We start from the raw sequence: 12,109 nt of genomic DNA, 5'->3' as shown, positions 1-12,109 counted from the left end.
GCGCACCGAACGGGGCGATGAGACGCTGTGACAAGGGATTCGGCCTAGTAGGTAGCGTCCGCCCCTGTTTTCCAATCGAATTGCGATCTACCAACGGGCACTTACTAGAGGTGGGTTCGTATTATGGCATCGGCACTCAAAGGTCTCGGCTATTTTAATGACATCAAGGAGGTCGCTGGTTCGGCCCTCAACTTGATCGGGCTGATACCGGGCGTTGAAATACCTGAAGAATTGCTAGCCGTTTTTGGAGGATCGAATAACGATCCAAGCTTGGAACTCATCAAGGGGATGGATTCAAAGCTGGACGTGATCGAAGCGCAAAATCGCCAAGTACTCGCTGAACTCGGGGATATCAATGAGGAACTTAACAAAAATGTCATCCTCGACATCAAGACAGAATCTGTAAATGCCAACAACAATCTCAGTCTGTATAACCACAACAACAGTATCAGCACCTACCGTGATGCTGCACTGAACTCCTCGGGTTTGGCGCTAACCCGGGCCGTCGTATACGCCGAAGACCAGAATGCAGACATCCGCATCGTCGTGCCTGCACTCCTTTCCGCACTCACCACCCGCATCAACGTGATCCGCGATATCGGCGATGGCGCGACGTCGGGAGAGTTCGTGGATGAACTCCGGCGGGCCATCGTCGCCCTGGATGCAGAAATTACTCCCTACCGGGAACAGGCGAACGATACGATCCGAACATACGCTAGGGTATCCGTTCGCAACGACAGCGATGTCTATGTGCAGATTAGATATAATGACTTATTAGATATAAATGAAGGTCCTGTCGTTAATAGGGATTTAACGAGTCAATACACTTTGTATATTGGACAAAATGGGTCCGAAGAAGTGAAGCAGATGCTGCAGGCCGTTGGCCTCACCTCTGTTGGCGCAGGTGCGCGTATAGATAATCTCGATATTTTGAATATGGATGTGCTCAGAAATTTCTACGCACATGGCGAAGATACTTTCATGGACAAAGATCACATTATCAAAAGCCCTCCAGGCTGGTTTGATCAGCAAAAGAATTATGTATTCAACGAGTTTCTCAACGAAAGATCTGGCGTCGCCGATATGGAGTCGGCCGTCAACGCCTTGCGGAATGTCATCAGCGGTCAGCACGTGATCGATCGGGACGGCACGTATAACGGGATCATTCAAGCATCCGGTGTGCTGCCCGGATCCACGGCGCCCAACACCCTCGAAGGCAGGGCCGGCGACGATCAGCTCATCGGCAACGAAGGCAACGACACGCTCCGGGGCGGCGACGGCAATGATCGCCACCACGGCAATGGCGGCGACGACATCATCCTGGGCGGCGCCGGCAACGATTGGCTCGACGGGGGCGCCGGCGATGATCGCCTGGATGGGGGCGCTGGCAGCGACACGGCAAGCTACGCGTCGGCGACCTCGCGTGTGCTCGTCTCCTTGGACCTGACAAACTGGCAAGACACCGGCTTCGGCAAGGACCGACTTATCAGTATCGAGAACCTGGAAGGCAGCAACTTCAACGATCAGCTGAGGGGTGACGCCGGGAACAATACGATCAGCGGGCTCGCCGGCAACGATTTCATCAAGGGAGGCCTTGGTGCCGATCGCATGATCGGCGGGACGGGCGACGATATCTATATCGTCGACAACGTGAAAGATACTGTCGTTGAGCTCGCCGGCGAAGGCGTTGATATAGTAAACAGCAGCGTAAACTATACGATAGCTGCAAATATTGAAAACTTATACCTGTCAGATGATGCAATCAAGGCAACAGGCAACGCTAGTGCTAACCACCTAAGAGGCAACTCGGCTAACAATATCCTCGACGGCAAGGCCGGAGCGGATACGATGGAAGGGTCGGACGGGTCTGACACCTACTACGTCGATAATGTCGGCGACAAAATCATTGAAGAAGATTTTTACACCGATACGGACCGCGTTTTCGCATCCGTCTCCTATTCTCTCGGTGTTGCAGTCGAGAACCTGACGCTCACCGGCACGGGTGATCTGAAGGGTACGGGTAACGATCTTGCCAATGTGCTGACCGGCAACAGCGGCAACAACGTCCTCGACGGCAGAGGCGGTGCCGATACCATGGTCGGCGGCGCGGGGTCGGACACGTACATCGTCGACACCATCGGCGACAAGGCCGTCGAACTGAGCGGCGCCGCCGGCACAGACCTCGTCAAGGCCTCCGTGTCGTTCTCGCTGGGGGGCTCCTACGTGGAGAACCTGACACTGATCGGCACCGGCAATCTCGGCGCCACCGGCAACTCGCTGGACAACGTCCTCAGGGGCAATGCCGGCGCCAACGTCCTCGACGGTAAGACGGGCGCGGATACCATGATCGGCGGGGCCGGCTCGGACATCTACATCGTCGACAATACCGGCGACAAAGCCGTGGAACTCAGCGCCTCCGTCGGTACCGATCTCGTCAAGGCCTCTGTGTCCTTCTCGCTGGGCGGCTCCTACGTGGAGAACTTGACGCTGACCGGCACCGGCAATCTCAGTGCCACCGGCAACACGCTCGCCAACGTGCTCAAGGGCAACGCCGGCGCCAACCATCTCGACGGTGGCCTCGGGGCGGATAAGCTGACGGGTCTGGCTGGTCAGGATACGTTCGTGTTCAGCACGAAGCTCGGCGCGACCAATATCGACCACATCACCGATTTTTCGGCCATGGACGACACGATCCAGCTCTCGAAGAGCGTCTTCGCGGCGCTCTCGGCCGGCGATCTCGCGGTGACGGCGTTCAAGGACCTGGGCGTGACCGGCGCCAAGATCGATGGGAACGACCGCATCATCTACGATCACGAAACCGGTGCCCTGTCCTTCGATGCCGATGGCAGCGGCACCGCCGCAAAAGCCATCCAGTTCGCCGTGATCGACAACCACGACAAGGTGACGCTGACTCACCTCGATTTCCTGGTTGCGTAAGCCCATAATACCCCTTGGCCGAACGCTCCTTGTTCGGCCAAGGCTCCCACGTCGCTCAAAGTCCTTGCTCGCATTCGCCACTGGTCGGCATGGGCAAGATCACGGGTGCACGACAGCGTCGTGCGCTTCTTTGTCGTGTTCGCGGCATATTTTCGCAACGGTGACTGCGATCCGTCAATCGGCTTGTTTCGCTTAGGGCAGCATGCCTATCGTCATCTGCCGCACACACCAGATGGCGGACGACTTGGCCGGTTGGGTGCAGACGACATGACGGCTGGCGAGGGCGTTCCTTACTCCTATCTCACGACGTCCGGCCTGTCGCTCGATGAGGCTTTCGAGCGATGGCGCACCCTCCTGGCACCGATGTACGCGGTCAGTCCGACAACGCCCTCCGCCCCCCTGCCTTTCGGCGCCAACATCACATACCAGATCGGCGATCTCGTTACCCAGCGCTCGCTGCTCTCGACCCAGCGACTCCAGCGTGACCGCAAGCGCGTCGAGGCCGGTCCCGACCACTACATGGTCCAACTCTACCGATCCGGCCGCTTCCAGGGCACTGTCGCCGGCAAGGGGGTCTCTGCCTCGGCTGGCACCGTGACCCTCATCGGCCGCCGCAACCTGCTCGACGGCATGCTCGACCGAGCCGACGTGGTCGGCATCGCCGTACCCTGTGCCCGCCTCCACGGGCTGCCGCTCAAGGAGCGCGGCCTGCTCTTCGATGCGGCCCGCAACCGGCTGCTGGCTGCGCGCATTTCGGACATCTACCGCCGATTGCCGACCATACGCGCCGACGAGGCCCCGGCTCTCGCCGATGAGTTCGTCGCCTTTCTGCACCGCCTGCTCGATGGCTCGCGGGCCATCGACGTGCTGGACGGCCGCGAACTCGACGGCGGCCTGATGGCGCTGGCCAGGATGATCGTGCAAGCGAACCTGTCGCGGCCCGATCTTTCGCCCGAGTTCATCGCCGGGCAGATGCAGGTCTCGCGGGCCACCCTCTACCGGCTGTTCGAGCCGGAGGGGGGCGTGATGCACTTCGTGCGGGGCGAGCGCCTGAGGGCGGTGCGCGACGCTCTCGCCGATCCCATGGAGACGCGTACCCTCAACCGATTGTCCGAGGTGTTTGCCTTCAGCAGCAGCTCGCAACTCAGCCGCAGCTTCCGCGACCGCTACGGCGTCCCACCCCAAGCTTGGCGTGCCGAGCGTCGGGTGGTCCAGCGGGTCAGCGGTCAGGGATCGCCGCAAAACGTCTGGAAGTGGCTGCGCGAAGCGTGATCACCTCGTCAGGGCGTGCCTCGTAGATCGATGCCGTAAGACGGCGGCCGCATCTCACACGCATCGAACCGGGCCTTCGAGAACGCACCGACGGAAGTCCTGGATGGTGGCCGCCAAAGGCGTTCCTTGCCCAGTCGCGAACCGGCAGCCATCCTGGCGTACGTCTCGATTGCAGAAGATGCCTCGCAGCTGACCTTCAGATCTTCTGCGACAGGTCGAAACCGGCCGACGACCGAGATCGAACCTCAAACCGAGACCCGACCAAAAAACTTCGCCATGCCGGTCCCAAATCAACGCTTGCCTCCGAGATTTTACCCCTGATAGTGTCACCCTATGTTGACACTCAGCGATGTGCCGACCTCCTCGTCCCGGCCGGCCAGTCGCCCCCACGCGGTGGTGATCGGCAGCGGTTTCGGGGGTCTGGCCGCCGCGATCCGGCTCGGGGCGCGGGGCTACCGGGTCACGGTGCTGGAGCGGCTGGACCAGCCCGGCGGGCGGGCGCGGGTGCATCGCCAGGACGGCTTCACCTTCGATGCCGGGCCGACCATCGTCACCGCGCCGTTCCTGTTCGAGGAACTCTGGACCCTGTGCGGGCGGCGCATGGAGGACGACGTCGTCCTGGCGCCGATGCTGCCGTTCTACCGCATCCGCTTCGAGGACGGCGCGACCTTCGATTACAGCGGCGATCTCGACGCCATGCGCGAGGAGGTGGCGCGGTTCTCGCCCGGGGATGTCGCCGGCTACGAGCGCTTCATGGAGCGCTCGCGGGCGATCTGCGAGGTTGGGTTCGAGCGGCTCGGCCACGTGCCCTTCACGTCGGTCTCGGACATGCTGCGGATCATGCCCGATCTGGTGCGTCTGGGCGGGCACCGCAGCGTCTACGACGTGGTGGCGAGTTACATCCGCGACGAGCGCCTGCGGACGATCTTCAGCTTCCACCCGCTCCTCATCGGCGGCAGCCCGTTCCGGGCGAGCGCGATCTACTGCCTCATCGCCCATCTCGAACGGCGCTGGGGCGTGCATTTCGCGCTGGGCGGCACCGGCCGCCTGGTGGACGGGCTCGCCGGGCTGATCCGGGGGCAGGGCGGGTCGCTCCGCTGCAGCGCGGAGGTCTCGCGCATCCTCGTGGAGAACGGGGCCGCCACCGGCGTCGCCCTCGCCTCGGGCGAGCGCATCGCCGCCGACATCGTCGTCTCCAACGCCGATTCCGCCTTCACCCACCGCACCCTCCTGCCCGACGGGGTGCGGCGGCGCTGGACCGACCGCCGCCTCGACCGGTCGCACTCCTCCATGGGGCTGTTCGTCTGGTATTTCGGCACGAACCGCACGTTTCCGAACATCGCCCACCACACCATCCTGATGGGGCCGCGCTATCGCGGGCTCATCGACGACATCTTCCGGCGCAAGGTGCTGTCGAAGGATTTCAGCCTCTACCTGCACCGCCCCACCGCCACCGATCCGCTGCTGGCGCCTCCCGGGTGCGACGCGTTCTACGTGCTCTCCCCGGTGCCCAACCTCGCCGGCGGCCAGGATTGGACGGCGGAGGCGGAGCCCTATCGCCGCGCCATCGAGCGCCATCTCGACGCCACCGTGATGCCGGGCCTGTCGCAGAGCATCGTCACCTCCAAGGTGACGCATCCGGGGGATTTCGCAGCGGATTTCCTGAGCTTTCGCGGCTCGGGCTTCGGCCTCGAACCGGTGCTCACGCAATCGGCCTGGTTCCGGCCCCACAACGCCTCCGAGGACGTGGCGCGGCTCTACCTCGTGGGGGCCGGCACCCATCCCGGCGCCGGGCTGCCCGGCGTCCTCTCCTCCGCCCGAATTCTCGATACCGTGGTGCCGGATGCGCGCGTCTTCGCTTGACTTACTTCGGCCGCCCCTCTGGGCGATCCCCCATGCGGATGCGGCCGACCATGCCGCCTGCCGGGCGGCGATCCGCACCGGGTCGCGCAGCTTCTTTGCCGCCTCCGCCCTGCTGCCGCCCTCCATCCGCCGGCCGGCCTACGGGCTCTACGCCTTCTGCCGCCTCTCCGACGACGCGGTGGACGACGTCGCCGCGAGCGGCCGCCCTCCCGCCGTGGCGCGGCTGCGGATGCGCCTCGCCCGCGCCTATGACGGACAGCCCGTCGACGCCCCGGCGGACCGGGCGCTCGCCGACATCGTCGCCGACCACGCCATTCCCCAGGCGCTGCCCGCCGCTTTGATCGAGGGGCTGGCCTGGGACGCGGCCGGGCATGGCTACGAGACGCTTTCCGACCTCACCGCCTATGCGGCGCGGGTGGCCGCCTCGGTGGGCGCGATGATGACCCTGGTCATGGGCGTGCGCGATCCCGACGTGCTGGCCCGCGCCTGCGACCTCGGCATCGCCATGCAGCTCACCAACATCGCCCGCGACGTCGGCGAGGATGCGCGGGCCGGCCGGCTCTACCTGCCGCGCGCCTGGCTGAGGGAGGCGGGGATCGACCCGGACGACTTCCTGCGCGCGCCCAGTTTCACCCCCGCCCTCGGCGTCGTCGTGGCGCGCCTGCTGGCGGCGGCGGAGCTGCTCTATGCGCGCTCGGAATCCGGCATCGTCGGCCTGCCCCCCGCCTGCCGCCCGGCGATCCGCGCGGCGCGGCTGATCTATGCCGAAATCGGCCGCGAGGTGGAGCGGGCCGGCTACGATTCGGTCTCGAGGCGCGCCCGCGTGGACGGGCGCCGGAAGCTCGCGCTCCTCGCCCGCGCCCTCGTCTCGACGGACGACAAGACGGCCTTGGCGGAACCACCCCTGCCGGAGATCCTGTTCCTGATCGAGGCGGTGGCCGCCCGGCCGTCGATGGCCCCCCGGGTCCCGCCCTGGTGGAACGTGCCGGCGCAGGTGGCGCAGGTGCTCGACCTGGTGGAGACCCTGCGCGAACGCGAGGCGCTCGGCCGCGCGACCGCCCCCTCGTGAGCGACCGGCTCTTCGCCGCCTTCGACATCGGCCTCGTCTTCGCCCTGGCGCTGGGGCTGGCCCTCTGGCAGCTGATCGTCGTCCGGCGCAGCATCGCCAAGGACCGCGACGCCGCCGCCCGCCGCCCGCCGGACGATCCCGCCGGCTGAGGGCGTTCCTCCCCACAAGGGCTCCTGAATTCACCCATCCGCTCGACGGCCGTTCGCTCTATGCAAAAGGGTTCGACGTGAGGCGCGACGGGCTCCCTCTCCTGGAAGGAGAGGGGACCCGCGCTCGCCCCGAAACCGCAGGGATCATCCCAAGACGATCTGAACTGACGCTCCGGCCTCACCCGAGCGCGGCGGCGATGCCGGCCGACAACGGCGTGGTCGGGCGGCCGAGCAGGGTCGAGAGCTGGCGGCCCTCGTCGAACAGGGCGCCCTGCGCGGCGTCCACATCCCACGCGGCGAGCCCCTCGGCCAGGACGTCCGGCAGGCCGAATCCCGTGAGCAGCGCCGCATACTCCGCCTGCGGCAGGTCCCTGTAGGGGATGTCGCGGCCCGTCTGCCGCGAGAGTTCGGCGGCGAGATCGGCCAGGGTGTAGGCCTCGTCCCCCGCCAGTTCGTAGGTCCGCCCCTCATGGCCCTCGCCGGTCAGCACCAGGGCGGCCGCCTCGGCGTAGTCGGCCCGCGCGGCCGAGGCGATGCGGCCCGCGCCGGCGCTGCCCAGGAACGCGCCGCCCGCCAGCGCGCCGGGGATCGCGGCGGTGTAGTTCTCCGTGTACCAGCCGTTCCGGAGGATCGTCGCCGGCAGGTTTGAGCCCGCGATGGCGGCCTCGGTGGCGCGATGCTCCCCGGCCAGATTGATCGGCGAAGTGTCGGCATGCAGGAGGCTGGTATAGACGAGCCGGCCGATCCCGGCCGCCTTCGCCGCCGCGATGACGTTCCCGTGCTGGGGGACGCGCTGGCCGATTTCGCTCGAGGAGATCAGCAGCAGGCGCTCGATGCCCAGGAAGGCCTCGGCCAGGGTCTCGGGCCGTGCGTAATCGGCCACCCGCACGGCGACGCCCCGGTCTCGCAGGCCCTGGGCGGCCTCGCTCTCCAGGGACCGCACACCGGCGGCGACGGTGGAGGCCGGCACCCGTTCCAGCAGCGCCGCGATGACGAGGCGGCCCAATTGACCGGATGTGCCGGTGACGAAGATCGTCGGATGAGTGGTGTCGGACATGGCGGGCTTCCCTGTGGTTCATTTTCGGTACAAGGGAACTAAGTGAGACCGCGTCGGCTGTGAAGGAGGCAGGATTTTGGGACAAGGTGACGCCGGGGGAACCACCCCCGCACCGGCTCAGGCCGAACTGGCGCGGACCTTCGTGGGCTGGCAGGCCGAGCGGTTCGACGCCGCCCGCTGTCCCGTCCGCAATGTGCTGGACCGGACCGGCGACAAATGGTCGATCCTGATCCTCACCGCTCTGGCCGGCGGCCCGCACCGGTTCAGCGCGATCCTCCGCCTCGTCCCCGACATCTCGAAGCGCATGCTGACCCAGACCCTGCGCGACCTCGAACGCGACGGCTACATCGCCCGCACGGTCTACCCCACCAAGCCGCCCAGCGTGGACTATCGCCTGACGGATCTCGGCGGCACGCTCATGGAACCGCTTGCGGTGCTCATCCGCTGGGCGGAACGGAGCCATGCGGAGATCGAGGCGGCGCGGGCGCGGTTCGATGGCATGTAGTTCGGCGGCTCGCTTCACCCTGAGCGTCCATCCGTGATCATAGTGAGTGCTTTGAGCCGGTCGTGATTCGAGCCGGGGCTTTCTGGAGCCTTTGCTGACTCGCCTTCCGACCCCACGCGGACCTTCGAAATGATGAAGTCGAACGTCCGAACGAGCTTGGGAGCAGACGATCTAGCGCTTCACGAACCCGATGTCGGCGGCCACCGCCCGGAGCCGCTCCGGCTCGCGTTCCTGACGTTCGCTGTAGCGATCCACGAGGTAGTCGGAGCGCTCGCGCGTCAGCAGCGTGAACTTCATCAGTTCCTCGCACACGTCCACCACACGGTCGTAGAGCGGGCCCGGCTTCATCCGGCCGGCGTCGTCAAACTCCTTGTAGGCCATCGGCACGCTTGACTGGTTGGGGATGGTGATCATCCGCATCCAACGGCCAAGGAGGCGCAGGCCGTTCACGGCGTTGAAGCTCTGCGAGCCGCCGGATACCTGCATCACGGCCAAGGTACGGCCCTGGGTCGGGCGCACGCTGCCCTCGGAGAGCGGTAGCCAGTCGATCTGGCTCTTGATCACGCCGGTCAGGTTGCCGTGCCGCTCCGGCGACACCCACACATGCCCCTCAGACCAGAGCGAGAGGTTGCGCAATTCCTGCACCTTCGGGTGGTCGGCGGTGGTGTCGTCGGGAAGGGGCAGGCCGTCCGCATGGAAGATCCGCACCTCGCCGCCCATGGCTTCCAGCAGGCGGGCCGCCTCGTAGGCCAGGAACCGGCTGAACGACCGCTCCCGCAGTGAGCCATAGAGGATCAGGAAGCGCGGGGCGTGGACGAACGGCTGCGCCACCTGCAGGTGCGCGGCGGTGGGTGTCTCGAAGTGCGCGGCACTCAGGTTCGGCAGGCCATCGGTGAACGGTCGCGCGAGCTTGTCCAAGGGGTGGCTTTCATCTATATTTCAACAATGATTGAGATATTGCAGCAATGATGGGCGAACGGCAAGCCGTCGCCGCCTTCGCGGCCCTCGGCCAAGATCATCGCCTGCGCATCGTGCGGGCGCTCGTCACCGCCGGACCGGACGGCCTGGCGGCCGGCGTGCTGGCCGGCGAGATCGGCGTGTCCGGCACCAACCTCTCGTTTCACTTGAAGGAACTGAGCCACGCCGGGCTGATCCAGTCCCGGCGAGAGGGTCGCTCGGTGATCTACAGCGCCGCCTTCCAGGGTCTGTCCGACCTGATCCAATTTCTGATGCGCGATTGCTGCCAGGGCCGCCCGGAAGTCTGGACGCCGGCCATCGAGGCTCTGGCGGCTTGCCTTTGCACCCCGGGAGACACCGCCCATGCCTGAGCCGTTCGACGTGATCATCTACCACAACCCGGCCTGCGGCACGTCCCGCAACACCCTGTCGATGATCCGCAACGCCGGCATCGAGCCGCACGTGATCGAGTACCTGAAAACCCCGCCATCGAGAGCCTTGCTGGGCGCGCTGCTCGACCGAGCCGGCCTCTCGGTGCGTGACGTACTGCGCGAGAAGGGTACGCCCTACGCCGAGTTGGGGCTTGCTGATCCAGCGCTGACCGATGCGCAGCGCCTCGACGCCATCGCAGCGCACCCGATCCTGCTCAACCGCCCGCTGGTGGTCACGCCCAAGGGTGTGCGCCTGTGCCGGCCGTCCGAGGCCGTGCTGGATCTGCTGCCGGCGCAACAGGGCGAGTTCGTGAAAGAAGACGGCGAACGGGTCGTGGACGAGCACGGCCGGCGCGTCGCCACCGCCTGAGCTTCACGTCAACCGACAACAAGAAACGTCCCCTATGCTGGCGCTTGCCATCTTCCTCGTCACCCTCGTCTTCGTCATCTGGCAGCCCAAAGGACTTGGAATCGGGTGGAGCGCCCTGGCCGGGGCCGCCGTGGCGCTCGCCACGGGCGTGATCCACCCCGGCGACATTCCGGTCGTCTGGCATATCGTTTGGGACGCTACGTTCACGTTCGTAGCGCTGATCATCATCTCCCTGCTGCTCGATGAAGCCGGATTCTTCCATTGGGCCGCTCTGCACATCGCCCGCTGGGGCGGCGGCCAGGGCCGGCGCCTCTTCCCACTGGTGATCCTGCTCGGAGCGGCGATCGCGGCGGTGTTCGCCAATGACGGCGCGGCGCTGCTGCTGACGCCGATTGTGCTGGCGATCCTGCTCCGCCTTGAATTCAAGCCAGCGGAAGCGTTGGCGTTCATCGTCGCCTGCGGTTTCGTGGCCGACAGCACCTCCCTGCCGCTGGTCATCTCCAACCTGGTCAACATCGTCTCGGCCAACTTCTTCGACGTGACGTTTGGCCGGTACGCCGCCGTGATGGTGCCGGTAGATCTGGTCTCGCTGGCGGCCACGCTGGCAGTGCTGTGGTGGTATTTCCGGCGGGTGGTGCCGGCGGCCTACCCGGTCGAAGCGCTGGAACGCCCGGCCGACGCGATTCGCGACCCGCTGGTGTTCCGGGCCGCGTTCCCGCTGCTCGGCGTGCTGCTCGCCGCCTACTTCATCACCGCGCCCTTGGCCGTGCCGGTGTCGGCCGTCACCTGTGCCGGCGCGGCGGCGCTCCTGCTGCTCGCGGGCCGCAGCCGGGTCATCGCGATCCGTAAGGTCTTGGCCGGTGCGCCCTGGCAGATCGTGCTGTTCAGCCTCGGTATGTACCTGGTGGTCTACGGCCTCCGAAACGCCGGCCTCACCGACGAGCTGGCCAAGGGCCTGGTCTGGCTGGGCGGGCAGGGGCCGTGGGTGGCAACGGTCGGCACCGGCTTTGCCGCCGCGATCCTGTCGTCGGTCATGAACAACATGCCAAGCGTGCTGATTGGGGCGCTCTCGATCCAACAGGCCCCGGACCTGTCGCCACTCACCCGCGAGCTGATGATCTACGCCAACGTGATCGGCTGCGACCTTGGGCCGAAGTTCACACCGATCGGCAGCCTGGCAACGCTGCTCTGGCTGCACGTGCTCGCCAGCAAGGGTCAGACGATCACCTGGGGGCAGTACATGAAGGTCGGCCTGGTCATCACCCCGCCCGTGCTGCTGATGACATTGCTCGCGCTCGCCGCTTGGCTGCCGCTGCTCGGCACCGGGTAGCCCATCTCAACGTCTCGTCCGCGTCGCCCCACTGATCCAGACTTTCCACGCGAGATCAGCGAATTTCTGCTTCCCACCCGACACAAACGTTCGGGGCGGGACCAAGCGTCAGATCTTACCTCGAGACACCAAGAGATGAGTTTGCCGCACTGAGCCATGCGGACATCGG

General features: G+C 65.7%; 11 protein-coding genes. 9 read left to right on the top strand and 2 right to left on the bottom strand.

The features are described from left to right. The first annotated feature begins 123 nt into the window (after positions 1-123). From K368_RS25155 to K368_RS27150, 5 genes are all read left to right on the top strand, one after another. Positions 124-2,937: a hypothetical protein gene (locus K368_RS25155; protein WP_155935254.1), complete on the top strand. Its 2,814-nt coding sequence runs from the start codon at positions 124-126 to the stop codon at positions 2,935-2,937. 105 nt (positions 2,938-3,042) lie between these two features. After that, the gene (locus tag K368_RS0119690; protein WP_245259625.1) at positions 3,043-4,209 is read left to right on the top strand and encodes a helix-turn-helix domain-containing protein; all 1,167 of its coding nucleotides are present in this window, start codon (positions 3,043-3,045) and stop codon (positions 4,207-4,209) included. 333 nt (positions 4,210-4,542) lie between these two features. After that, positions 4,543-6,072, top strand: a complete 1,530-nt coding sequence (locus K368_RS0119685) for a phytoene desaturase (protein ID WP_027173830.1) — start codon at positions 4,543-4,545, stop codon at positions 6,070-6,072. Next, positions 6,053-7,141: a phytoene/squalene synthase family protein gene (locus K368_RS0119680; RefSeq protein WP_027173829.1), complete on the top strand. Its 1,089-nt coding sequence runs from the start codon at positions 6,053-6,055 to the stop codon at positions 7,139-7,141. The genes K368_RS0119685 and K368_RS0119680 overlap by 20 nt, the downstream gene beginning before the upstream one ends. After that, positions 7,138-7,290, top strand: coding sequence for a hypothetical protein (locus K368_RS27150; protein WP_018043277.1), 153 nt, complete (start codon positions 7,138-7,140; stop codon positions 7,288-7,290). The genes K368_RS0119680 and K368_RS27150 overlap by 4 nt, the downstream gene beginning before the upstream one ends. A 178-nt stretch (positions 7,291-7,468) precedes the next feature. Here the strand turns inward: K368_RS27150 and K368_RS0119670 are convergent, their stop codons facing one another. Further along, positions 7,469-8,347: an SDR family oxidoreductase gene (locus K368_RS0119670; protein WP_027173828.1), complete on the bottom strand. Its 879-nt coding sequence runs from the start codon at positions 8,345-8,347 to the stop codon at positions 7,469-7,471. A gap of 76 nt (positions 8,348-8,423) precedes the next feature. On the opposite strand from K368_RS0119670, the gene K368_RS0119665 reads away from it, so the two are divergent. Beyond that, positions 8,424-8,852, top strand: coding sequence for a helix-turn-helix domain-containing protein (locus K368_RS0119665; protein WP_027173827.1), 429 nt, complete (start codon positions 8,424-8,426; stop codon positions 8,850-8,852). 171 nt (positions 8,853-9,023) lie between these two features. On the opposite strand, the gene arsH is transcribed toward K368_RS0119665, so the two are convergent. Next, positions 9,024-9,770 carry an arsenical resistance protein ArsH gene (gene arsH, locus K368_RS0119660; RefSeq protein ID WP_027173826.1) on the bottom strand — a complete coding sequence of 249 codons (747 nt, stop codon included), beginning with the start codon at positions 9,768-9,770 and terminating at the stop codon, positions 9,024-9,026. A gap of 50 nt (positions 9,771-9,820) precedes the next feature. Here arsH and K368_RS0119655 point away from each other — a divergent pair, with 50 nt between their 5' ends. The 3 genes from K368_RS0119655 to K368_RS0119645 are packed head-to-tail and all read left to right on the top strand — an operon-like array spanning position 9,821 to position 11,940. After that, positions 9,821-10,180 (top strand): metalloregulator ArsR/SmtB family transcription factor, encoded by a 360-nt coding sequence (locus K368_RS0119655; protein WP_027173825.1) that lies wholly within the window; start codon positions 9,821-9,823, stop codon positions 10,178-10,180. Next, the gene (gene arsC / locus K368_RS0119650; protein WP_027173824.1) at positions 10,173-10,610 is read left to right on the top strand and encodes an arsenate reductase (glutaredoxin); all 438 of its coding nucleotides are present in this window, start codon (positions 10,173-10,175) and stop codon (positions 10,608-10,610) included. The genes K368_RS0119655 and arsC overlap by 8 nt, the downstream gene beginning before the upstream one ends. Before the next feature lie 34 nt (positions 10,611-10,644). After that, complete coding sequence (locus tag K368_RS0119645) at positions 10,645-11,940, top strand: arsenic transporter (RefSeq protein WP_027173823.1); 1,296 nt, start codon at positions 10,645-10,647, stop codon at positions 11,938-11,940. Positions 11,941-12,109 lie beyond the last annotated feature (169 nt).

The organism is Methylobacterium sp. 10 (assembly GCF_000519085.1).
Lineage (GTDB): Bacteria > Pseudomonadota > Alphaproteobacteria > Rhizobiales > Beijerinckiaceae > Methylobacterium.
Note: the sequence above shows the minus strand (reverse complement) of the source record. Positions and strands in the feature narration are given on the sequence as shown.

Bases quoted from the DNA above. Each gene is read 5' to 3' on its own strand.
- K368_RS0119685 (WP_027173830.1), top strand. From the start codon at position 4,543: ATGTTGACACTCAGCGATGTGCCGACCTCCTCGTCCCGGCCGGCCAGT.
- K368_RS0119680 (WP_027173829.1), top strand. From the start codon at position 6,053: ATGCGCGCGTCTTCGCTTGACTTACTTCGGCCGCCCCTCTGGGCGATC.
- K368_RS0119670 (WP_027173828.1), bottom strand. From the start codon at position 8,347: ATGTCCGACACCACTCATCCGACGATCTTCGTCACCGGCACATCCGGT.
- arsC (WP_027173824.1), top strand. From the start codon at position 10,173: ATGCCTGAGCCGTTCGACGTGATCATCTACCACAACCCGGCCTGCGGC.
- K368_RS0119655 (WP_027173825.1), top strand. From the start codon at position 9,821: ATGGGCGAACGGCAAGCCGTCGCCGCCTTCGCGGCCCTCGGCCAAGAT.
- K368_RS0119645 (WP_027173823.1), top strand. From the start codon at position 10,645: ATGCTGGCGCTTGCCATCTTCCTCGTCACCCTCGTCTTCGTCATCTGG.
- K368_RS25155 (WP_155935254.1), top strand. From the start codon at position 124: ATGGCATCGGCACTCAAAGGTCTCGGCTATTTTAATGACATCAAGGAG.